General features: G+C 46.3%; 18 protein-coding genes. 9 read left to right on the top strand and 9 right to left on the bottom strand.

Annotated features, from left to right (window positions below):
* The first annotated feature begins 26 nt into the window (after positions 1–26).
* Positions 27–818 (top strand): helix-turn-helix domain-containing protein, encoded by a 792-nt coding sequence (locus KDM92_RS07690; RefSeq protein WP_229827059.1) that lies wholly within the window; start codon positions 27–29, stop codon positions 816–818.
* On the opposite strand, the gene KDM92_RS07685 is transcribed toward KDM92_RS07690, so the two are convergent.
* Both KDM92_RS07685 and hutC read right to left on the bottom strand, forming a co-directional pair.
* Positions 791–3,037 (bottom strand): patatin-like phospholipase family protein, encoded by a 2,247-nt coding sequence (locus KDM92_RS07685; protein ID WP_212683809.1) that lies wholly within the window; start codon positions 3,035–3,037, stop codon positions 791–793. The two genes, KDM92_RS07690 and KDM92_RS07685, sit on opposite strands and share 28 nt — an antisense overlap.
* A 156-nt stretch (positions 3,038–3,193) precedes the next feature.
* Entirely contained in the window at positions 3,194–3,904 is a 711-nt protein-coding gene (gene hutC / locus KDM92_RS07680) for a histidine utilization repressor (RefSeq protein ID WP_212683808.1), read from the bottom strand.
* Between the two features lie 211 nt (positions 3,905–4,115).
* On the opposite strand from hutC, the gene hutU reads away from it, so the two are divergent.
* The 6 genes from hutU to KDM92_RS07650 all read left to right on the top strand — a co-directional run bounded on the left by hutU (position 4,116) and on the right by KDM92_RS07650 (position 11,831).
* Positions 4,116–5,807, top strand: a complete 1,692-nt coding sequence (gene hutU / locus KDM92_RS07675) for a urocanate hydratase (RefSeq protein ID WP_212683807.1) — start codon at positions 4,116–4,118, stop codon at positions 5,805–5,807.
* A gap of 219 nt (positions 5,808–6,026) precedes the next feature.
* Positions 6,027–7,568 carry a histidine ammonia-lyase gene (gene hutH / locus KDM92_RS07670; RefSeq protein ID WP_212683806.1) on the top strand — a complete coding sequence of 514 codons (1,542 nt, stop codon included), beginning with the start codon at positions 6,027–6,029 and terminating at the stop codon, positions 7,566–7,568.
* Between the two features lie 138 nt (positions 7,569–7,706).
* Complete coding sequence (locus KDM92_RS07665; RefSeq protein WP_212683805.1) at positions 7,707–8,339, top strand: HutD/Ves family protein; 633 nt, start codon at positions 7,707–7,709, stop codon at positions 8,337–8,339.
* Complete coding sequence (hutI, locus tag KDM92_RS07660) at positions 8,326–9,555, top strand: imidazolonepropionase (protein WP_212683804.1); 1,230 nt, start codon at positions 8,326–8,328, stop codon at positions 9,553–9,555. The genes KDM92_RS07665 and hutI overlap by 14 nt, the downstream gene beginning before the upstream one ends.
* Positions 9,556–9,767: 212 nt before the next feature.
* The gene (locus tag KDM92_RS07655; protein WP_189344721.1) at positions 9,768–10,160 is read left to right on the top strand and encodes a response regulator; all 393 of its coding nucleotides are present in this window, start codon (positions 9,768–9,770) and stop codon (positions 10,158–10,160) included.
* Complete coding sequence (locus KDM92_RS07650) at positions 10,161–11,831, top strand: diguanylate cyclase (protein WP_212683803.1); 1,671 nt, start codon at positions 10,161–10,163, stop codon at positions 11,829–11,831. It abuts the gene before it with no gap.
* A 133-nt stretch (positions 11,832–11,964) separates the two neighbouring features.
* Here KDM92_RS07650 and parC read toward each other — a convergent pair whose 3' ends face one another.
* The 4 genes from parC to KDM92_RS07630 all read right to left on the bottom strand — a co-directional run bounded on the left by parC (position 11,965) and on the right by KDM92_RS07630 (position 18,498).
* A complete protein-coding gene (gene parC / locus KDM92_RS07645; protein ID WP_212683802.1) occupies positions 11,965–14,292 on the bottom strand; it encodes a DNA topoisomerase IV subunit A in 2,328 nt (775 codons plus the stop codon).
* 208 nt (positions 14,293–14,500) lie between these two features.
* Positions 14,501–16,492 (bottom strand): DNA topoisomerase IV subunit B, encoded by a 1,992-nt coding sequence (locus tag KDM92_RS07640; protein ID WP_212683801.1) that lies wholly within the window; start codon positions 16,490–16,492, stop codon positions 14,501–14,503.
* Between the two features lie 212 nt (positions 16,493–16,704).
* Positions 16,705–17,871, bottom strand: coding sequence for a vWA domain-containing protein (locus KDM92_RS07635; protein WP_212683800.1), 1,167 nt, complete (start codon positions 17,869–17,871; stop codon positions 16,705–16,707).
* A gap of 9 nt (positions 17,872–17,880) precedes the next feature.
* Positions 17,881–18,498 carry a GNAT family N-acetyltransferase gene (locus KDM92_RS07630; protein WP_212683799.1) on the bottom strand — a complete coding sequence of 206 codons (618 nt, stop codon included), beginning with the start codon at positions 18,496–18,498 and terminating at the stop codon, positions 17,881–17,883.
* A gap of 264 nt (positions 18,499–18,762) precedes the next feature.
* Here KDM92_RS07630 and rpsT point away from each other — a divergent pair, with 264 nt between their 5' ends.
* A complete protein-coding gene (gene rpsT, locus KDM92_RS07625) occupies positions 18,763–19,026 on the top strand; it encodes a 30S ribosomal protein S20 (RefSeq protein ID WP_189344715.1) in 264 nt (87 codons plus the stop codon).
* 159 nt (positions 19,027–19,185) lie between these two features.
* Here the strand turns inward: rpsT and KDM92_RS07620 are convergent, their stop codons facing one another.
* Positions 19,186–19,644 carry a DUF192 domain-containing protein gene (locus tag KDM92_RS07620; RefSeq protein ID WP_212683798.1) on the bottom strand — a complete coding sequence of 153 codons (459 nt, stop codon included), beginning with the start codon at positions 19,642–19,644 and terminating at the stop codon, positions 19,186–19,188.
* A 98-nt stretch (positions 19,645–19,742) separates the two neighbouring features.
* Positions 19,743–20,288, bottom strand: a complete 546-nt coding sequence (locus KDM92_RS07615) for a pseudouridine synthase (RefSeq protein ID WP_212683797.1) — start codon at positions 20,286–20,288, stop codon at positions 19,743–19,745.
* A gap of 256 nt (positions 20,289–20,544) precedes the next feature.
* On the opposite strand from KDM92_RS07615, the gene icd reads away from it, so the two are divergent.
* On the top strand, positions 20,545–21,798 hold the full coding sequence (icd, locus tag KDM92_RS07610) for an NADP-dependent isocitrate dehydrogenase (RefSeq protein WP_212683796.1): 1,254 nt from the start codon (positions 20,545–20,547) through the stop codon (positions 21,796–21,798).
* Positions 21,799–21,862: 64 nt separating this feature from the next.
* Here icd and KDM92_RS07605 read toward each other — a convergent pair.
* Positions 21,863–21,955, bottom strand: a 93-nt coding sequence (locus KDM92_RS07605; protein ID WP_212683771.1) for an IS3 family transposase, incomplete at its 5' end; no start/stop codon positions are given.

Here is a 21,955-nt window from a genome sequence, read left to right as displayed (position 1 = left end):
TCGTTGGTAGATTTTAGGAGCAATAAATGAGTTCCCCAGAAATGCTATTAGATGTGTTGCGAAAAGAATTGCGTCGAGTCGGCATGACTTATAAACAGTTGGCGCGTTTGATTGATATGAGTGAATCGAGTATCAAACGTATGTTTGGGCAAAAAGATATGACTTTGTCGCGCATGGCGCAAATTTGCAAGGTATCGGAGATTTCATTAGAGGATGTATTGCGTCAAGCCGCTGATGTGACGCCACAAGCTGATCATCTGACTTTATCGCAAGAGCGTGCCTTGATGGAGAATCCGAAATTGTTATTAGTCGCGATCTCTTGCCTTGGTCATTGGACATTTGAGCAAATCGTTGAGACCTATACTTTAACCGAAGCCGAATGCATACTTTGTATGATTGAATTGGATAAGCATGAGTTGATTGAACTCAAGCCGATGAACCGATATCGTCTGCGTGTTTCACCAGCTTTTCGTTGGCGCGCAGATGGTCCGATACAAGCATTTTTCAAAGAAGTGGTTGTTGCGGATTACTTCAATGGTCGATTTGACGGTACTGGAGAAACTTTGATGTGCGTACCAGCGCGCCTATCCAAAAATAGCGCGCAAGAGATACAACAAAAGATACAGCAATTGACGGCGGAAATTGCACGTCTTCAGCATGAAGATCGACGTCTGCCTGCTGAAGATCGTGATGGTTATACCTTGATGTTGGGATTCCGATCTTGGGAATTTTCTGCGTTCACCGCACTACGTCGTCCCGCTACCATGGCAAACACCAAAGGGCGTGTGGTTCACCAGATCGGCCCTAAGAATAGATAAAAACTGGAACCGCTGCCTTGCGTAGCACCCGCACCAAAATAAAGCGGGCCAAACCGCGTATCGAAGGCAACGAAGCTGCTAACAGCACGTTTAATTTTGCTGAATTTAACAGCTTCGTTCTCTTTAAAGCCGCCACCCAATTCAGCAGAAAATCCGAGACGAACTGCACCACCTAAAGCGGCTGGCATACTGCCGATGCGATGCGCCATGACAACGCGACCCAAGGCAACTGTCTTATTCGAGAGTGACTCCGCTGGCGTCCCTGATAAACGCAAGAAACCTCCTAAAGACAAAGGTGCAATATCACCTTGTGAGCGTGACCACTCGCCATAAATATGACCCGCCCATTCACCGCGTTTAAACGCAGTCATTCCCAATATCGACGAGTTTAAAATTGCCTTCTTATTGCCATCTCGATCGAGCGCACGATCCCATTCGACCGTTAAATAATTGCCGCGTGTTGGATAGGCTAATGAATCTAAAGTATCAACGCGATAGCGTAGAAATTCGGTGGTTTGAAATACACGCACATCTGGTCCGAGTTCTTCCGGCAATAATTTTTTGACTTCAACGCGTTCGCGCCGCACACCTAGTTGAATATCACCCCAATTGCCGATTTGGCGACCAATTGGCAAAATCACGCTATTCGCTTTGTAACCATAGCGAATCAGTTTGCGGCCTTCGGAAAACAGATCGGTAGACGAGGCATTGCTTTGCAACGAAGGAGCAATAAACCATTCACTGCCCACACCCAATGGTTGAAAAAATTGTGCACCTAAAATGCGATCCGAACCAATTTTGGCGATAATTCGCGCTTCGCCGCCCCATTTATTTTGAGAAGCGGCAACGTGCATCGCTCCGAGTGAAAATTTGTGTGTGTCATTGAAATCGCTCGACAATTCCAAACCTAGGCGTAGACGATTTTTACTCCATACAGCTTCATGCGTTTTGATGACGACATCACGTTCATCTTCGCGATCATCAATCTCCACCTCAACGTGATCGAGATCTCCGCGGCCATAGAGCTTGCCGGTGACTTGGCGGATTTTTTCTTCGCTCGTCACTTCGTTTAACTGAAGCCCAGACTGCTTGAGAAGAATGTCGGGATTGATGTTTTGTGTGCCCTGGATTTCGATACTAGCAATCTTTAATGCTTTATCGGGTGAGCTGCTTTCAGCGGTACGCAATTGTTCATAACGGCGATATTCTTCTGGCGTCGCTCTTAATTGTTGTAGGCGATTTTCTAGTTGGCGTGTAGCGATATCACCAGCGAGCATCGCATTATGATGTTCATCGAAATCCAGAAAATCGATTCCACTTAAATTTGGCGCGATTAAAATGTCTTTGGGACGTAGCTCTTTGAGTGAGCGCTGTACATTTTGCTCGGTCAAAATTTGTAGCATTTGTTGCGCTACGCTGATCGCACTACCCAATTCTTTTTCTTGCGCTAAAGGCGTACCTACGTTGACTGCAATAACGATATCCGCGCCCATTTTTTTTGCCATATCAATCGGCAAATTGCGAACTAAACCACCGTCAACCACTAGGCGCTTATTAATGTGCACTGGTGCGAACATGCCAGGAACTGCAAGTGACGCGCGTAAGGTGATAAAAAGCGGCGTGTCTGTTAGTTCGACCATTTCACCTGTGACGAGATCCGAGGCAACTGAGCGAAACGGAATCGGTAAATGATTGATGTGTTCACTCTTCATGCCATTCGGTAACAAGCGAGTCAGCGCCTGTTCTAGCGCCGAATTTCCAGCGGCTGATGGTGGAAATGTGATACCTGATTTAGTGACCGCAAATTCAATACGCGAGGGAAGGTTTACGTCTTCCTCACGACGTCTAAAATCCAAAGCATCGCGCGCTGGGCGATCAGCTAGTACCGTATCCCATGAGGTATTACGCACAATATCTTCGATTTCTTCGACTGAGCGACCTGCAGCATAAGCGCCACCGACGACTGCTCCCATGCTAGTGCCGACCACGAAATCAATCGGAATACGCATCTCTTTTAAAACACGCAGTACACCAACGTGGGCGAATCCACGCGCACCACCACCTGACAACACCAAAGCTACCTTTGGGCGCTCTTTTATCGATGTAATGTTTTCTTCTAAATGTGGTTTAACTTGTGCATGAGCACTTGTTAGGACAAACATGCCACTAACAAATACAAGAGTCGCTGACAGTTTTTTTAAGCGCTGATGAAATAACATACTTACCTGCTTAGAATAACAATGCATAGTTGAGGGGAGCGTTGCTTCGTTTGTACCGCACAAGTTTTGTTTCTCTTTTTCGTTCACAGCGACGCTATGAATTAATTCACTAACACGCTTTATTTGTGATCTAAAAGCGCAACTTAATATCGTGATTTAAAAGCTACCAGTAAATTGATAACGATTTCCTGGATGCCACATTGTAACAATGGTTGCGATCTGATTTTGTGAACGGGTTTTCCGATGCAATACTAAGCAAGCATCTTTGCTTGAGATGTGTAACATCTCGGCGATTAATTTGGGAGGCATCACCGCTTCGATACTGTAATCCACGCCTTGCAAAGGTGCGACTTCCATCAAGTATTCGTTCGGCGTCTTACTAGTAAAATTTTGCGCAAGATAATCTTGTGCAAGTGCTGAATTGACCCAGCGATCTTCCACTTGTATTGCAACTTCATTTTCAAAATGCACGATGACTGAATGAAATAAGCTGTGACCAACATCGACTTGAAATTGTTCAGCCAGCGCATCATTGGCCTCAACTGCGCTTAACTCATGTAATTCGCTGCGGTGTTCATGCCCGCGCGCGCGAACTTCTTCGGCAATGCTTTTAATCGCGACTAAGGTCGCTTGATATTTTTGTTGTGCCACATAAGTGCCTGAGCCTTGAATTCGGGTCAGAATTTGTTCACTCGTCAGTTCGCGAACAGCACGATTAACGGTCATGCGCGAGACATTAAATTGCTGTGCCAATGCCGCTTCCGACGGAACCGCATCACCTTCTTTCCAAGTTCCAGCTTGAATTTCTTTTAACAAGAAGTCTTTAATGATTTGAAAAGCGGGAACTGCAGCAGGCGTTGTGGACATAGTCGTAATCGATGGGTGAATTGATATTTACTAGCTAACAGTAAATGCCATCTATTTTCGCACAGAATACAAAAAAATCGCTTGCATAAGTTGTATATACAACTTAAACTGTGCCGCAGAATACCTACTATGTCCTTGCCACATCCTATGCGTATGCGCAGCAGTTGGTGTCGTTGGGAGTTTTCGATGTCTTTATTTTTAGGAGATAACTATGAACAATGATCCACGCTGGGATGCAAGTCGTGAAATCCGCGCACCACGCGGCGCTGAAAAAGTCTGTAAGACCTGGGTAGCCGAAGCGGCTTACCGCATGATTCAAAATAATCTCGACAAAGAAGTCGCAGAAAATCCTAAGCACTTAGTCGTGTATGGCGGCATCGGTCGTGCGGCACGTAACTGGGAATGCTATGACCAGATTTTGGTGAGCTTGAAAGACTTGGGCGAAGACGAAACCTTGTTGATTCAATCCGGTAAGCCCGTCGGTATTTTTAAAACCACGGAAGATTCACCACGCGTCTTGATCGCTAATTCTAATCTGGTGCCAAAATGGGCCAATTGGGAACACTTCAATGAACTCGACCGTAACGGCTTGTTCATGTATGGTCAAATGACCGCGGGTAGTTGGATTTACATTGGCACCCAAGGCATCGTGCAAGGTACTTATGAGACTTTCGCTGAAGCAGGTCGTCAGCATTTTGGTGGCGAGTGGGGCGGTCGTTGGATTTTGACTGCAGGCTTGGGCGGCATGGGTGGCGCGCAACCTTTGGCAGCGACATTTGCCGGTGCAGTTTCTTTGAATATTGAATGCCAGCAATCGAGTATTGATTTCCGTTTGCGCACACGCTATGTCGATAAACAAGCAAAAGACATCGACGACGCTATCGAATTGATTAAATATCACACCGCACGTAAAGATGCGATTTCAATCGCTTTGCTGGGCAACGCTGCGGAGATTTTGCCAGAATTGGTAAAACGCGCGAAGGCTGGCGGCATCAAGCCAGATTTGGTAACAGACCAAACTTCCGCCCATGATTTGATTAATGGTTATTTGCCGATTGGTTGGACAGTTGATCAATGGAAGGCTGCGCAACAAGATGCCAGCCAACACGCGAAATTAACAGCGGATGCGGCGCAAGCTTGTGCGGTCCACGTGCAAGCGATGTTGGATTTTCATGAGATGGGCATTCCAACGGTGGATTACGGCAATAATATCCGTCAGGTTGCCTTCGATACGGGCGTGAAAAACGCTTTCGACTTCCCAGGTTTTGTGCCTGCGTATATTCGCCCTTTGTTCTGTGATGGCAAAGGTCCATTCCGTTGGGTAGCGTTGTCGGGCGATCCTGAAGACATTCGTAAAACCGATGCTAAGATCAAAGAATTATTTCCAGAAAATAAAGGCGTGCATAAATGGTTGGATATGGCGGGTGAGCGTATCGCCTTCCAAGGTTTGCCAGCGCGTATTTGCTGGTTAGGTTTGGGCGAGCGCCACATCGCTGGTTTAGCATTTAATGAGATGGTGAAAAACGGTGAACTGAAAGCGCCGATCGTGATTGGTCGTGATCATCTCGATACAGGTTCTGTATCCAGCCCGAATCGTGAAACTGAAAGTATGAAAGACGGTACCGATGCAGTGTCGGATTGGCCTTTGCTGAATGCCTTGTTGAACACCGCAGGTGGCGCAAGCTGGGTCTCTTTGCATCATGGTGGCGGTGTGGGGATGGGCTACTCACAGCATTCCGGCATGGTGATTGTGGCGGATGGTACCGACGCAGCTGCGAAACGTTTAGCGCGCGTCTTAGTCAACGATTGCGGATCTGGCGTAATGCGTCATGCCGATGCAGGATATGAACAAGCCGTGGCATGTGCTAAGCGTAATGGCATGCAATTGCCGATGATTAAATAATTAAATAATTGAAGTAATTTGTTTTTTCGCCGCAGAGCCACAGAGCACACTGAGCAACCAGAGAAACAGGTTTGTTTGTTGGTGTCATTCCCGTGTAGGCGGGAATCCAGCGACTTCGGTGGCTCAATTGAAGACACTGGACTCCTGCCTAAGCAGGAGTGACAAACAAAAAATTCTATGCCGTTGCGGCAAAAAAATGACAAGATAAAGGACAAGAATATGAGCACAACATTTACGATACAACCAGGCCAATTCAAACTCGCAGACTTGCGCGCGATCTGGCAAAAGCCTTTTAAGTTAGCCTTAGCAGAGCCTGCTTATGCGGCTATCCATGAATCTTCTGCGACCATCGACCGCATTGTCGCCAAAGGTGATGCGGCTTACGGTATCAATACCGGTTTTGGTAAATTGGCGAAAACCCGTATTCCAGATGAAGACTTGGAATTACTGCAAAAGAATTTGATCTTGTCGCACTCTGTTGGTTCTGGTGAATTGATTGCTGATGAAGTGGTGCGTTTGATTATTGCGATGAAGATTGCGAGTCTTGCGCGTGGTTTCTCGGGTATTCGCGCCTCTGTGATTGACACCATGATTGCCGCTTACAACGCGGGCATCATGCCTGCGATTCCGGTCAAAGGTTCAGTTGGAGCTTCCGGCGATTTAGCGCCTTTATCGCACATGACTTTAGCGATCATGGGCGAAGGTCAAGTGCGCGTTGACGGCAAATTGGTTGATGCCAAAGAGGCCTTAGCGAAAGCGGGAATTACGCCAGTTGTGTTGGCAGCCAAAGAAGGTTTGGCGCTGATTAATGGTACGCAAGTGTCGACGGCCCTGGCATTGAATGGACTATTCCTCGCTGAGCGTTTATTAGAAGCGGCAACGATTACAGGTGCTTTGTCTGTCGACGCGGCGAAAGGCAGCGATGCACCATTTGATCCACGTATTCATGCTGTGCGTGGTCAGCCTGGTCAAATTGCGACTGCGAATATTTATCGTACTTTGTTGAATGGCAGTGAAATTCGTCAATCCCATTTGGTGAATGACGAACGCGTGCAAGATCCATACTGCTTACGTTGCCAGCCGCAAGTAATGGGCGCATGTCTGGACATCATTAATAATGCAGCGCGTACTTTGCTGACCGAAGCGAACGCCGTCACGGATAATCCTTTGGTGTTTGTTGATACGAATGAAGTGATTTCTGGCGGTAACTTCCACGCTGAGCCAGTGGCTTTTGCCGCTGATACTTTGGCTTTGGCAATTGCAGAAATCGGTTCGATTTCTGAACGCCGTATTGCTTTATTGATTGATGCTTCGATTTCTGGTTTGCCACCATTCTTGGTACCATCTTCAGGCTTGAATTCTGGCTTTATGATCGCCCACGTGACAGCTGCCGCATTGGCATCTGAAAATAAATCGCATGCACATCCAGCTAGCGTCGATACCATTCCAACCTCAGCGAATCAAGAAGATCACGTGAGTATGGCAACGTATGCCGGTCGTCGTTTGCATGAGATGGCACATAACACTGCAACCATCGTTGGCATTGAGTTGTTGGCCGCAGCACAGGGCGTGGATTTCCATCAGCCGTTAAAAACCTCAGATAAGTTGACGATGGTACATCAATTGTTGCGTTCTAAAGTGGCGTTCTATGACAAAGATCGTTTCTTTGCTCCTGATATTGAGGCTGCCAAGTCTTTGGTGGTTGAAGGCGCTTTGAGCGCACAATGTGCCGATTTGTATTCACATTTATATCTGGCTTAAGTTAATCTTTCACATTAGTTTTTTTGCCGCAGAGGTGCAGAGATCGCAGAGAAAAATTAAAAAACTCCGCGATCTTTACGCCTCTGCGGCTTGCTTTTGAATATGATCTAAAACTTCATCAATATTTAGAAAATAGACATGCGTAAATGGACCACAAGAGATTACCGCACGATGCCGTGGAAAAACGGTGGTGGCAGTACGACTGAATTAGCGATCTTTCCAGAAGGAGCGGGAATGGATCACTTTGTTTGGCGATTAAGTACGGCGACAGTAGCGCAAGATGGACCGTTTTCTCATTTCGCACAAATTGATCGTAGCTTGGCGATTTTGACCGGAGCTGGTTTGGTATTGAAAACCGATGCGGATAGCTTAGCGGAGAAGATGATTAGTCTGACGCAAGAAAGTTTGCCGCATCGTTTTGCTGGTGAGGATAATATTTTTGCAGAATTGATCGATGGCACTGTAGTCGATTTGAATTTGATGACGCGACGCGATGTTTGTCAGCACTATATGCAGCGCTTGAGTGCGGGTCAGCATTTGATCCATGCGGAGGATGCACAGCAGATTTTGGTATTCTGCGAAAAAGGTCGTGCGCAGTTGTTAAACCAAACCAGCTTGGAAGCGGGCGAGTTGGTGTTGCTCGAAGAAGAGCAGGAAGCGAGTGGCATACGTTGTCATATTGAAGCGGAAGAAGCCAGTCTTTTGTATATCATGCGGATTAGTTTTTTGAATTATCCAGCGCAACACGGAGGCATGCATGCAGTCAGCTAATTGGGATAGCTTATGGCTTAACGTTCATTTGGCCACGATGGACGCTGCGCTTGATTACGGCATCATTCGCGATGCTGCGATTGCCGTGAAAGATGGTAAGATCGCCTGGATAGGTGCTGCACAGGATTTACCGGCAGATTACAAGGTAAAGGTGCTGCACGATGGACAGGGCTGTTGGCTAACGCCAGGTTTGATCGATTGCCACACGCATATGGTGTACGCGGGTAATCGTAGCAATGAGTTTGAGGCGCGCTTAAATGGCGTCACGTATGAAGAAATTGCACGGCAAGGCGGGGGCATAGTCTCGACCGTTAAAGCGACGCGTGCTGCAACGGAACAAGAATTGATGCAAGCCAGTTTGCCGCGCGTACTGAGCAGTTTGCGTGAGGGTGTCACCACACTAGAAATTAAATCCGGCTACGGACTTGATACCGAAACCGAGGCGAAAATATTGCGTGTTGCACGCCAGATTCAGCGCGATTTACCTGTGACGGTTACCACGACTTTCTTAGGCGCACATGCCTTGCCGCCCGAATTTGCTGGTCGCGCTGATGATTATATTGATGAGGTATGTGAACGCATGTTGCCAGCAATTGTCGCGGAAGGTTTAGCAGATGCGGTTGATGTGTTTTGCGAAAAGATAGGCTTCACACCCGCGCAAACCGAGCGGGTTTTTCAAGTTGCACAAAAGTATGGCTTACCAGTCAAGTTGCATGCAGAGCAGCTTTCAGATCAAGGTGGTGCGTCATTGACAGCGCAATACCAAGGTCTATCAGCAGACCATCTTGAATACTTAAGCGACGCTGGGATCGCAGCTATGAAGTCACATGGCACCGTTGCTGTTTTATTGCCTGGTGCTTTCTATTATTTACGTGAGACAAAACTGCCACCAATCGCTGCATTACGCGCGGCGAATGTGCCGATTGCCTTGGCGACGGATTGCAATCCAGGTACATCCCCGATGACATCACCTTTGCTGACGATGAACATGGCGTGTACGCTGTTTCGGATGACACCTTTAGAAGCATTGCAAGGACTTACCGTAAATGCGGCAAAAGCACTTGGTTTACAGCAGACAATTGGTAGTTTAGCCTTGGGAAAACAAGCCGATTTTGCCTTATGGCAGATTGAGCGACCTGCAGACTTAGCTTATATGATAGGCGTAAATCCCTGTCGATTCAGCGTCTATGCAGGTGAGCCACGAACATATAATTAAGAATTGACGATGTCACTTTTTCTGGGATTAAATTACTTTTTGGTAACAATTGGATGTTTCTTGTTGGAAAAATTTCTTCATGACGTAAAATTGCTTTGATAACATATGTCATAGAGCTATGATGATGACACACGTGAGCCAGTTACAATTTCTCGATGAATCTTGTTGAACATAAAGCTCAATATCATTATCGTTTTTACTAAAGGATGGGTATGACAGCAAAGTCATTAAGCACAATTTTATACGTAGAAGACGACTTAGATATTCAAGCTGTCGCGCAAATTGCCTTAGAGGTGGTTGGCGGATTTACCTTAAAAACTTGTAGCTCCGGTGCAGAAGCAATTGCGGCAATTGAACAAGGATTTGTTCCTGATCTTTTGCTGCTCGATGTCATGATGCCTAATATGGACGGCCCGACTACCTTGTCGCATTTGCGCAAGTTACCAGCGACCAGTGCTACTCCTGTGATTTTTATGACGGCGAAAGTACAGTCCAGCGAGCAGGATTACTATTACACGCTGGGAGCAATTGGTGTTATCGCCAAACCATTTGACCCTATGGCCTTGGCAGATCAAGCGCGTGCGCTTTGGAATAAGGTTGCATAAGTGAGCGAGCGGGATCAAGAGCTGAATGATGCCTTACAGGCACTTGCTCAGCTGTATATCGCCAAACTTCCTGCAAAGCTGGAAGAAATGCGCCTGACTTGTCAGCGATTCGAATCCGATCCTACCAATCGTGAAAACTATACCTCGTTACATCGTCAATTACATACGATGGCCGGTTCTGCTGGAACTTTTGGCTTCCCTGAGATGGGCGATAATGCACGACAACTCGAGATCAAACTGAAAGCCTATGTTAGTGGTGAGGCTTGGGATAGCAACAAAATTCAGACCTTTGTGGCTGAGGTGCTTAATTACCTTGCTGCAGCAAAGGGCATACATGCATCGGTTATTGAAGCTCAGGCTGAGGTAACAAGTCAAACGACGAATATTGCGCCAGCACCGACTCATGATTCAGTCCGATTAATCTTGTGGGCAGATGATGTCGACGAGAAGAATCAAGAAATTACTCAAGTCTTGGAGCAATTTGCATTTGAAGTGCAGCACGTAAATCAAGTTCATGAACTTGAACATGCGATCCAACATAAACAGCCAGCATTACTGATTATTGATGCTGATTTTCATCATTCACATTTTGCTGGAAGCGATGAAATTAAACGTCTCAGGGCACATGGTATCAATTTGCCGCCAGTGTTATTCACCTCAAAAACAAATAGTTTTGAGACTCGTTTGCGGGCGGTTCGTGCGGGTGGCGAAGCATTTTTTCTCAAACCTATAGATATTCTTGCATTGACCGAAAGTGTCGAAGACATCTTAAGTCGTATTAACCCCAAGCACTATCGCATCATGATTATCGATGATGATGTTGATTTGGCTGAGTATTACAGTCGCGTTTTGCAAGGTGCGGGAATGATTGTCGAGGTGCTCAATAATCCTGCCTTAGTTTTGGAGAAAATGGCGACTTTTAGACCAGAATTGGTTTTAATGGACGTTTATATGCCTGACTGTGATGGGGTGGAATTGTCCAAAGTGATTCGTCAGGATCTTTCTTATCTGGATGTGCCTATCGTTTTTCTATCTAGCGAAAATAATTTGCAAAAACAACTCGCTGCAGTGAAGGTTGGTGCGGATGATTTTTTGGTAAAACCAATTTCGCCTGAATTGTTAATTTCTTCGCTATCGACACGTGCTGAGCGTTATCGTGCGCTACGTACTTTAGTTATGCGCGATGGTTTAACGGGCTTGTATAACCATTCTGCGATTAAAGAAGATTTAATCGCGAAGATGTCGAGCGCAAGTCGCAATGTCACTTGTGTTTCTGTCGCGATGCTCGATCTTGATAATTTCAAGAAAGTAAATGACACCTATGGGCATCAAATTGGTGACCAAGTATTACGCACCTTGTCACATTTGTTGAGACAACGTTTGCGCAAGAGCGATGTTGTTGGGCGCTATGGTGGCGAAGAGTTCATCGTTATTTTCCCGAACACGACGGCAGATGTCGCTTATGCCGTATTGGAAAAGGTACGATTAGCTTTTAATCATTTACACCATAGCTCAGAGCAAGGCGAGTTTTGCGTTGGTTTTTCAGCTGGCATTGCTGACTCAAGACAAACTACAAGCCCTGATGACTTATTGGCGATTGCGGATGCTGCACTATATCGCGCAAAGCACAGTGGAAAGAATAAAATCGTATTAGGGGATCAAGAGATTTAGCCTGTCAATTTGATTGGCTTCTGTTCTTGCATAGTTGACTTGAAACGATCAAAAAACGCCCTAGCAAACTAAATTGCTAGGGCTTTTTTATTGCGACTACTTGAATCTGCTTTTAGATCTGCTTTTAAGCGTATTAGTTCTTCGTTAAATGTGTGGCTTTGATTTTCGATTCCAAGGCCTTGCCTTTGCGTGCGCGTTTGCCGATATGGATCGCTAGGCCACTTGCACTCAAGCTGACTTCCTGTGGTTTTGCAGCACGACCAATACCACTGACTTTCACGCCTTTTTGGCTAATCGCAGTCGCTGCGAGCAGTTTTTCTTTGGGTTCTAATTCCATCAAAATCACTCCGCGTCCACCGCTGGATAATTGCTTGATTTCGTTTAAGCCAAATACCAGTAAGCGTCCTTTTTCTGATAAACAAGCGATGGCGCTAGCGTCGTCAGCGACAGCGCTTGGTGCTAATGGTTCGTCGCCATCGTCCAGTGTCATGAAGGCCTTACCAGCTTTCATACGACCAACCATGTCACCGAGTTTGGCGGTAAAGCCGTAACCGGCGGTAGATGCTAATAAAAGCGCCGTTTCAGCTTTGCCAGCGAAATAATGCAGGATACGTGTGCCAGTCGCTAAATCAATTAAGGTGGTGACTGGTACGCCGTCACCACGTGCGCCCGGTAGTGCGGAAACAGGTACGGAATAAACGCGACCATTCGAGCCGAACACTAGCATGTGATCGACCGTGCGGCATTCAAAGGTGCCATATAAACTATCGCCCGCTTTAAAGCTAAACTGCGCCGGATCGTGGTCATGTCCCGTACGTGCTCTGACCCAGCCTTTTTCAGAAATCACCACGGTGACAGGTTCATCAATGACTTTCTGTTCTACCGAGGCGCGTTGTGCTTCTTCGATTACCGTACGACGTGCATCGCCATACTGTTTTGCATCAGCTTCGATCTCTTTGATGATGCATTTCTTCATCGCCGAAGGATCATCTAAGAGGTTTTGCAAATTGGTTTTTTCGTTGCGTAATTCTGCTAATTCTTGCTGAATCTTGATCGCTTCTAAGCGCGCCAATTGACGCAGGCGAATCTCTAAAATGTCTTCCGCCTGACGATCAGACAAGCGGAAAGCTTCAATCAAAGCTGGCTTAGGTTCATCCGATTCACGAATGATCTTAATGACTTTGTCGATGTTCAATAGAACTGCCTCACGGCCTTCTAAAATATGGATACGGTCATTGACTTTTTTCAGCTTAAATTGGGTGCGGCGTGTCACTGTCTCAAAGCGGAAGCTAATCCATTCGGTCAAAATTTCACTTAAAGATTTTTGACGTGGGCGACCATCGCCACCGATCATCACCAAGTTCAGCGAAGCAGAGGTTTCGAGCGATGTGTGTGCTAATAACATTTGCATGAATTCAGCTTGATCTTGATTCTTGGATTTGGGCTCCAAGACCAAGCGTACGGCAGCATCTTTGCCTGATTCATCGCGTACCGCGTCGAGTACCGATAACATCACTTGCTTTAAGCTGACTTGTTCTGGCGACAGAGATTTTTTACCGATCTTGATTTTCGGATTGGTAATCTCTTCGATTTCTTCTAAGACTTTCTGTGAAGATGTACCAGGCGGCAATTCAGTGATGACTGCTTGCCATTGACCGCGCGCTAGTTCTTCGATCTTCCAACGTGCGCGTACTTTGACGCTGCCACGACCGCTCGAATAAATTTCACTAATCGCCGCAGCCGGCGTAATGATTTGACCGCCACCCGGAAAATCAGGACCGGGGATCAATTCCATCAATTCGGCATGCGTCGTTTTCGGATTGCGAATTAAAGCAACCGCGGCTTTGGCGACTTCGGTCAAGTTGTGTGAAGGAATTTCTGTTGCCATACCGACTGCAATCCCGGAAGCACCATTCAACAGAACAAATGGCAAACGTCCTGGAAGCAGGGTCGGTTCTTCATAAGAACCATCGTAGTTAGGCTGGAAATCAACGGTGCCAAGATCAATTTCGTCGAGCAATAATTTGGAGATTGGTGTTAAACGAGCTTCGGTATACCGCATCGCCGCCGCACCATCACCATCGCGTGAACCGAAGTTACCTTGTCCGTCGATTAATGGGTAGCGCAAGGAAAAATCTTGCGCCATCCGTACCATCGCGTCGTACACCGATTGATCACCATGCGGATGAAGCTTACCGAGTACATCACCGACTACCGTTGCCGATTTACGCGGTTTCGCCGTCGAGTTCAATCCTAATTCATTCATTGAATACAGGATGCGGCGTTGTACCGGTTTTTGTCCGTCGCTAACATCCGGCAGCGCACGACCTTTGACGACAGAAATCGCATAATCGAGATAGGCGCGTTCGGCGAAAGTCGCTAGCGTCAGTGTCTCACCATCTCCACCATTGCCACCGTTATTGTCAGGGGCCTCATCAAATAAATTTGCTTGTTCGCTCATAGTCTTATAATCTAATTTTGGTCGGGTGTGACCCGCGTTTTATTCTGTCTTTGTTGCTAACTAAATTTTTTAACAATAGTTAAACCGTAGGGAGGCTCAGAAATTCGATTTCGCGGATGCAGTACAAGGCGCAAACCAAAGCAATACGTCGGTATTGCGAGGATTTGCAACGCCGGAATGCGCCGCGCAATCGGATTTATGTGTTTCTCTAAATGTCGGCCTCTACTTCATTCCCATGCTCTTCCAGCCAAGCCTTACGTGCCGACGCTTCTCCTTTGCCCATCAGCATATTGAAGCGGCCTTCAGAAAATTCTTGATCGAACTCGCCTAAGGAAACTGGCAGCAAACGACGTGTATCAGGATTCATTGTTGTTTCCCAGAGTTGGTTGGCATTCATCTCGCCCAAACCTTTAAAGCGGGAAATCGCCCAAGCACCATCTTTGACGCCGTCTTTGCGTAACTTATCTTCGATCGCGGTGAGTTCACCTTGATCCAGTGCATAAATTTTCTGCGCAGGTTTTTTGCCGCGCGCCGGTGCATCAACGCGGAATAGAGGAGGGCGGGCGATGCAAATGTGACCGCGTGCAATGAGCTGTGGAAAGTGCTTGAAGAACAGTGTCAACAATAAGACTTGAATATGCGAACCATCCACATCCGCATCTGAGAGTATGCAGATCTTGCCGTAACGTAGATTGCTCAGATCTATATTGTCATTGATGCTGTGTGGATCGACACCAATCGCGACGGCGATATCGTGAATCTCATTGTTGGCGAACAGACGATCGCGTTCCGATTCCCACGAGTTCAACACTTTACCGCGCAATGGCAGAATCGCTTGAAATTCTTTATCGCGGCCCATTTTGGCTGAGCCACCAGCGGAATCCCCTTCAACTAAAAACAATTCATTGCGAGTGATGTCGTTCGATTCGCAATCAGTTAATTTGCCCGGTAAAACGGCGACGCCAGACGATTTTTTCTTTTCGACTTTTTGCAGTGAACGTAAGCGCGATTGCGCTTGTTTGATCACTAGTTCAGCCAATTTCTTGCCGAGCTCTACGTGCGAATTGAGCCACAGTTCCAACGGTGGTTTGGCGAAGCTCGATACCAAGCGAACCGCATCACGGGAATTTAAACGCTCTTTAATTTGCCCTTGGAATTGTGGATCTAATACTTTTGCAGACAGCACAAAGGAGGCGCGCGCGAACACGTCTTCTGGTAAAAGTTTGACGCCTTTGGGTAATAAAGAATGCATTTCGGCGAAGCTTTTTACCGCGCCGAATAAACCTTCGCGTAAGCCCGATTCATGGGTGCCGCCAGCTGGCGTTGGAATTAAGTTGACATAGGATTCGCGTACGACGCCACCATCTTCTGTCCACGCAACCACCCATGATGCGCCTTCACCTTCGGCAAAGCCATCGGCCTCGGCATTGGCAAATTGTTCGCCTTCAAACATGGGAATGACGAGCTCGCCGTGCGAGGCTTGTGTTAGTGCTTCGGTCAAATAACCGCGCAAGCCTTGATCGTACTGCCAGGTTTGACTTTCTCCGGTTTTTGCATTGGTAAAGGTAACTTTGACACCTGGCAGTAGCACGGCTTTCGAACGCAATAAACGTTGCATTTCGGGGATGGAGATATTCGGTGAGTCAAAATATTTTCCATCGGGCCAGACTGAGACGCGTGTACCGTTTTTCTTATCGCCACGACCTAGTGGTTGAGTACTCAACGGCTGAATGACTTCACCGTCTGCAAAGACGAGATTGTGTAATCCACCTTCGCGCCATACGGTAATTTCTAAGCGTTTAGACAGCGCATTGGTGACAGAGACACCCACCCCGTGCAAACCGCCAGAGAAGGCATAAGCACCGCCTGAACCTTTGTCGAATTTACCGCCGGCATGCAAACGGGTGAAGACGATTTCGACGGTAGGGACGCCTTCTTCCGGATGTAAACCGACAGGAATGCCGCGTCCATCGTCTTCTACGCTGATGCTGCCATCTGTGTTTAGGGTGACTTGGATGTTTTTGCAATGTCCACCTAAAGCTTCGTCAGAGGCATTGTCGATGACTTCTTGAATAATATGTAGCGGATTCTCGGTGCGGGTGTACATCCCAGGTCTTTGTTTGACCGGTTCCAGTCCTTTTAGGACGCGGATGGATGATTCGCTGTAGTCGGATGGAGTTGTGGTTTTTTTAGTTGCCATGCGATGAAATGGGTGAAAAGTTTATTAATCTATTAATTTATTGGCTTGTTTATTTGCTTTTGCCCGAACTCGAGCGACGCTGTTCTTTTTTTATCCTACACGGAAAACCGCCAATTTGACGAATTATTGTAAAGGGAAATACTGGTTTTATGTACAGTTAAATTTTTAATTGCGTGGGAAAAGACAAATGCCTCAAGGGTAAAGGCTAGTTATTAACTCAATAGACGCATCCCTTGTTCCAAACCTGACAAAGTAATCGGGAACATTCGATTGCTAAGCAATTTACGCATGATGTCGATGGATTGGCGATATTGCCAAATTCCTTCTGGTTCGGGATTGAGCCACAAATACTTGGGGAAGTGGGCGGTAAATCGTTGTATCCAAACCGCACCTGCTTCTTCATTGTTATATTCCACCGAGCCGCCAGCCTGCAAAATCTCATATGGACTCATGGTGGCATCGCCGACAAAAATTAATTTTGTGTCTGGCGTGTATTTACGTAAGACATCCCATGTCGCGAATTTTTCCGAATGGCGTCGATGGTTGTTTTTCCATAAATAGTCGTACACACAATTATGAAAATAGTAGAACTCCATATTTTTGAATTCTGTTTTTGCCGCGGAAAATAACTCTTCAATCTGTGCGATGTGATCATCCATGGTACCGCCCACGTCGAATAACATGAGTACCTTGATATTGTTTTTGCGTTCTGGCTGCATTTTGATATCGAGGTAGCCCGCATTATTGGCGGTCGCTTTGATCGTTGCATCTAAGGCTAATTCTTCTTCCGCACCTTGTCTGGCGAATTTACGCAGGCGACGCAATGCGACTTTGATATTGCGAGTGCCAAGTTCACGCTCGGTGTCGTAATCTTTGAACGCGCGCGCCTCCCAGACTTTGACTGCGGAACGGCGTTCGCTTTTGCCGCCTATGCGTATGCCTTCAGGATTATCGCCTCCATTGCCGAAAGGGGAGGTGCCACCCGTGCCTATCCAGCGATTGCCGCCTTCGTGTCGCTCTTTTTGTTCTTCGAGTAATTGCTTGAGCCTGTCCATTAATTTGTCGTAGCCAAATTTTTCTAATGCGGCGCGTTGCTCATCTGTGAGTTCACGTTGGAGTCGTTTCTTTAACCAATCCAAGGGAATTTCAGGATGCTTTTCGAATATTGTCTGTATGCCTTTGAAATATAAACCAAAAGCGCGATCAAACTTGTCGTAATTGGCTTCGTCTTTCACGAGCATGGTGCGCGACAAAAAATAGAATTCGTCGATTGATGTGCCAACGATGCCTTGCTGCATCGCTTCCAGTAAGGTCAAAAATTCTTTGATCGATACAGGGATTTTGGCGTCTTTTAAAATGAAGAAAAAATCAATTAACACGCTGTTTGCCTATGATTTGGAAAGGTTGGTAGAGCTTGACGGATCTCGGGAAAGTTTAAATTGTAGGTTAGCTTTGACGCCGGGCCATTCGTGTTTCAGTATGCTGTACACCACCGTATCGCGTACACGTCCGTCGGGCAAGACCATGTGGCTACGGAGTACGCCATCGCGTTTTGCTCCTAAGCGTTCTATAGCCTTTTGCGAACGCTGATTAAACCAGTCAGTTCGAAATTCAACTGCATTGCAGTCGAGTACCTCAAAAGCATGGGTTAGTAGCAAAAGCTTACATTCGGTGTTAATCGGACTGCATTGGTGGGATAGGGCATACCAGGTGTAACCGATTTCCAAACGTTTATTCGCACGATCAATATTGCAGTAGCGAGTAGAGCCAAGAATGTTCTTGCGTGATTGATCAAAGACCGTGAAAGGAATGGCTAAGCCTTTTTCTTGTTGCTCCATTGCTTTATCAAACCAACTCGTCATCGTCCCTGGCGCTGGAACCGAGGTGAAGAATAGCTCCCAAAGTTTTCCATCATTGGCTGCGGCGGCGAGCTCGCTCAAATGCTCGCGTTGCAGCGGCATGAGTGCGACAAATTTGCCAGTCAGTTGGTGATTGTGAGTCGACATAGTGCTTCCAAAAGTGATAGGGGGGGGCTAGGAGATGCGGCTATTGTAATGCCTCAAGCTGCACGTATCATTGGTGGATTGCATCGGTTTTATTGTGAATTTTGCAGCACTGCCACAGTTTTCATCAGTAAAAGCATGAAGCGACTTGCACATGGTTTTAAAACCCGTTATACTGCAAAGCTGTACAGAATTTTGCGGCGCGGCCATGTGAGTAATTAAATTCACATCTTGAACCCGTCGCGTTGACCACGTTTAGGAAATCTCATGGCAAATACCGCACAAGCACGCAAACGTGCTCGTCAAGCAGTTAAACAAAATGCACACAACTCTAGTCAACGTTCTGCATTACGCACAGCGATCAAAGCTGTACGTAAAGCAATTGAAGCTGGTGACAAGGCTGCTGCTGCAGTGATCTTTCAGAACTCTGTTTCTAAGATCGATAGCATTGCTGACAAAAAAATCATCCACAAAAACAAAGCAGCTCGTCATAAGAGCCGTTTAGCTTCTGCTTTGAAAGCATTGGCTTAATTGTTTTTGATTTGCACTGATGTCGGTGCATTAAAGCAAAAGATAGGAAAGCTACTTAGTAGTTGGTTTATCAAATAAAAAAACCGCAATTTTTATTGCGGTTTTTGTCTTTTCTGAAGCGTTAAGCACGTATTTTTGTATTTATCCCTGTGCTCTATGCTACTGCTTATTGCTATCTAATGGTAAGCCGTGAATATGCTGCCCGGGTTCGATTTGTCGCTGCTGATACCAACCAGTGTTCATTTCTAAAGCATAGCGCGCTTTGTTTTTTGCGCAGGTGGTTTCTTCGCTATGGGCCTTCATTTCCTCGATGTTAATGATTTTGCCTTGCTCATCAATGAACGCAATTGACAGTGGAATTAAAGTGTTTTTCATCCACATACAGTAATGGTCTGCATGCGCAAACTGGAACATCATTCCTTGATTTTCACCTAGTGATTCTCTAAACATTAAGCCGCGTTGACGCTCTTCGGCAGTGAGCGCCAACTCAGCATCGATTATGTTTGTTCCAATTTGAAATTGCTGACGTTTTAGGCTTGGTTCGGTCGCGATCGCGATGTGTGCATAGATTGCAGAGCAAGATAAAACCAATAACTTGGTAAAGAGGTGATTGGGCATGGATAGTTTGATTGCATGGTAAAAATGACTTGCAGTCTGACTATTAGTTTTGAAATTCGTTCACTTTATTTGTTCCCTGGTGCAACGCTGATGCAATCTCAGGTCGAAATTTCCATCGCTTCGCCAGGTAGCAATGGATGTGTGGCGAGGTTGTAATCGCCTATGCCACTACGAATTAGACGTAAAGTGGGCAATCCCACCGCAGCGGTCATGCGCCTAACTTGACGGTTTTTTCCTTCTGATAAGACGATGCAGAGCCAGCTGGTAGGAATGTTAGCTCGTTCACGAATGGGAGGTGTGCGTGGCCAAATCCATTCTGGTTCAGCAATTTTTATTGCTTTGCAGGGTAGTGTGATGAAGTCGCCTAAGTCGAGTGGGTTTGCTAGACGAGTAAGTTGCTCTGAGTTCGCATTGCCCTCAACTTGAACTAGGTAGGTTTTGGCCTCTTTCCAGTTGGGGTGGCTAATCTTATGTTGTAGTTTGCCGTCGTCTGTTAATAAGACTAACCCCTCGCTATCGGCATCGAGGCGTCCAGCGGGATAGATGTTTGGGGTTTTGATGTAGTTCGCCAGAGTTGCACGTGTCGGGTGTGGAGAAAACTGACACATTACGTCAAACGGTTTGTTAAATAAGATAAGTTTCATTGATCTAATCGGTAAAACGGTAAAAATGCACGCCAAAAGCGGCTTTGCGAGTGTCGCAAAATTATGGCATCAAGTAAAATAGTAGTGCATAATACGAAATGGTGGTCTTCTGTCTTATATAAGAGTTTAAGTTTTGGCTTGTTTGTACCAGAAAAATCTTTTATGTACGACATCGAGACATGTTAACAGCAAAGCGTGATTCTATATTCGCAAAGTGTAGTGTAGCGCTTGATCGCACGTATCCACGGAGAAAACGATGTATCAACATATTAAAGTACCGGCAGAAGGCCAAAAAATTACCGTCAATGCTGACTTCTCATTGAATGTTCCAGAAAATCCAATTATTCCTTACATCGAAGGTGACGGTACTGGCGTTGATATTAGCCCAGTCATGATCAAGGTGGTGGATGCAGCGGTTGAAAAAGCTTACGGCGGCAAACGTAAAATCAGTTGGATGGAAATTTTTGCAGGTGAAAAATCCACAAAAGTATATGGCCCAGACGTATGGTTGCCAGAAGAGACTTTGGCTGCGTTGAAAGACTACGTTGTTTCCATCAAAGGTCCATTGACCACGCCAGTTGGCGGCGGTATCCGTTCTTTGAACGTGGCTTTGCGCCAAGAGTTAGATTTGTATGTTTGCTTGCGCCCAGTGCGTTATTTTAAAGGCGTGCCATCCCCAGTACGTGAGCCAGAAAAAACCGATATGGTGATCTTCCGCGAAAACTCAGAAGACATTTACGCAGGTGTTGAATTTGCGCAAGGTACAGATCAAGTTAAGAAATTGATTAAATTCTTGCAAGAAGAAATGGGCGTCAAGAAAATCCGCTTCCCAGAAACTTCTGGTATTGGCGTAAAACCAGTTTCTATCGAAGGTACAGAGCGTTTGGTACGCAAAGCAATCCAATACGCAATCGACAATGACAAGCCATCCGTGACCATCGTTCACAAAGGTAACATCATGAAGTACACCGAAGGTGGCTTCCGTGATTGGGCATATGCATTGGCACAAAAAGAATTTGGCGCAGAATTGATCGACGGCGGCCCATGGTGCAAATTCAAGAATCCAAAAACAGGTAAAGAAATTATCGTTAAGGATTCCATCGCTGACGCATTCTTGCAGCAAATCTTGTTGCGTCCAGCAGAATACAGCGTTATCGCGACATTGAACTTGAACGGCGACTACATCTCTGATGCTTTGGCTGCGCAAGTGGGTGGCATCGGTATCGCTCCAGGTGCAAACTTGTCTGACTCTATCGCGATGTTCGAAGCGACTCACGGTACAGCACCGAAGTATGCAGGTAAAGATTACGTGAACCCAGGTTCATTGATTTTGTCCGCAGAAATGATGTTGCGTCACATGGGCTGGTTCGAAGCTGCTGACTTGTTGATTTCATCTACAGAAAAAGCGATCACAGCGAAGAAAGTGACTTATGACTTCGCCCGTTTGATGGAAGGCGCTACGCAAGTGTCTTGCTCAGGCTTTGGTGATGTAATGATCGAAAACATGTAACCAAATCCAATTCTGGGGCGCAGCTTGTTGTGAAGTGACCCCAAATAGTTGGACAGTTTGTTAGTTATGCATAGGAGGGCTGATTTCTGTATTGAACAGGACTCAGCCCTTTTAGTTTTAGTTTGATTCGCTCATGATTATAGTAGTGAATGTATTC

Origin of the sequence: Affinundibacterium baiyunense, assembly GCF_018139645.1 — a bacterium.
Taxonomy (GTDB): Bacteria; Pseudomonadota; Gammaproteobacteria; order Burkholderiales; family Burkholderiaceae_D; genus Undibacterium; species Undibacterium baiyunense.
The sequence above is the reverse complement of the archived record's forward strand: the minus strand, read 5'-3'. Positions and strand labels throughout refer to the sequence as shown.

Coding starts and splice junctions, on each gene's coding strand:
- KDM92_RS07690 (WP_229827059.1), top strand. CDS start 27: ATGAGTTCCCCAGAAATGCTATTAGATGTGTTGCGAAAAGAATTGCGT.
- KDM92_RS07685 (WP_212683809.1), bottom strand. CDS start 3,037: ATGTTATTTCATCAGCGCTTAAAAAAACTGTCAGCGACTCTTGTATTT.
- hutC (WP_212683808.1), bottom strand. CDS start 3,904: ATGTCCACAACGCCTGCTGCAGTTCCCGCTTTTCAAATCATTAAAGAC.
- hutU (WP_212683807.1), top strand. CDS start 4,116: ATGAACAATGATCCACGCTGGGATGCAAGTCGTGAAATCCGCGCACCA.
- hutH (WP_212683806.1), top strand. CDS start 6,027: ATGAGCACAACATTTACGATACAACCAGGCCAATTCAAACTCGCAGAC.
- KDM92_RS07665 (WP_212683805.1), top strand. CDS start 7,707: ATGCGTAAATGGACCACAAGAGATTACCGCACGATGCCGTGGAAAAAC.
- hutI (WP_212683804.1), top strand. CDS start 8,326: ATGCAGTCAGCTAATTGGGATAGCTTATGGCTTAACGTTCATTTGGCC.
- KDM92_RS07655 (WP_189344721.1), top strand. CDS start 9,768: ATGACAGCAAAGTCATTAAGCACAATTTTATACGTAGAAGACGACTTA.
- parC (WP_212683802.1), bottom strand. CDS start 14,292: ATGAGCGAACAAGCAAATTTATTTGATGAGGCCCCTGACAATAACGGT.
- KDM92_RS07640 (WP_212683801.1), bottom strand. CDS start 16,492: ATGGCAACTAAAAAAACCACAACTCCATCCGACTACAGCGAATCATCC.
- KDM92_RS07630 (WP_212683799.1), bottom strand. CDS start 18,498: ATGTCGACTCACAATCACCAACTGACTGGCAAATTTGTCGCACTCATG.
- rpsT (WP_189344715.1), top strand. CDS start 18,763: ATGGCAAATACCGCACAAGCACGCAAACGTGCTCGTCAAGCAGTTAAA.
- KDM92_RS07620 (WP_212683798.1), bottom strand. CDS start 19,644: ATGCCCAATCACCTCTTTACCAAGTTATTGGTTTTATCTTGCTCTGCA.
- KDM92_RS07615 (WP_212683797.1), bottom strand. CDS start 20,288: ATGAAACTTATCTTATTTAACAAACCGTTTGACGTAATGTGTCAGTTT.
- icd (WP_212683796.1), top strand. CDS start 20,545: ATGTATCAACATATTAAAGTACCGGCAGAAGGCCAAAAAATTACCGTC.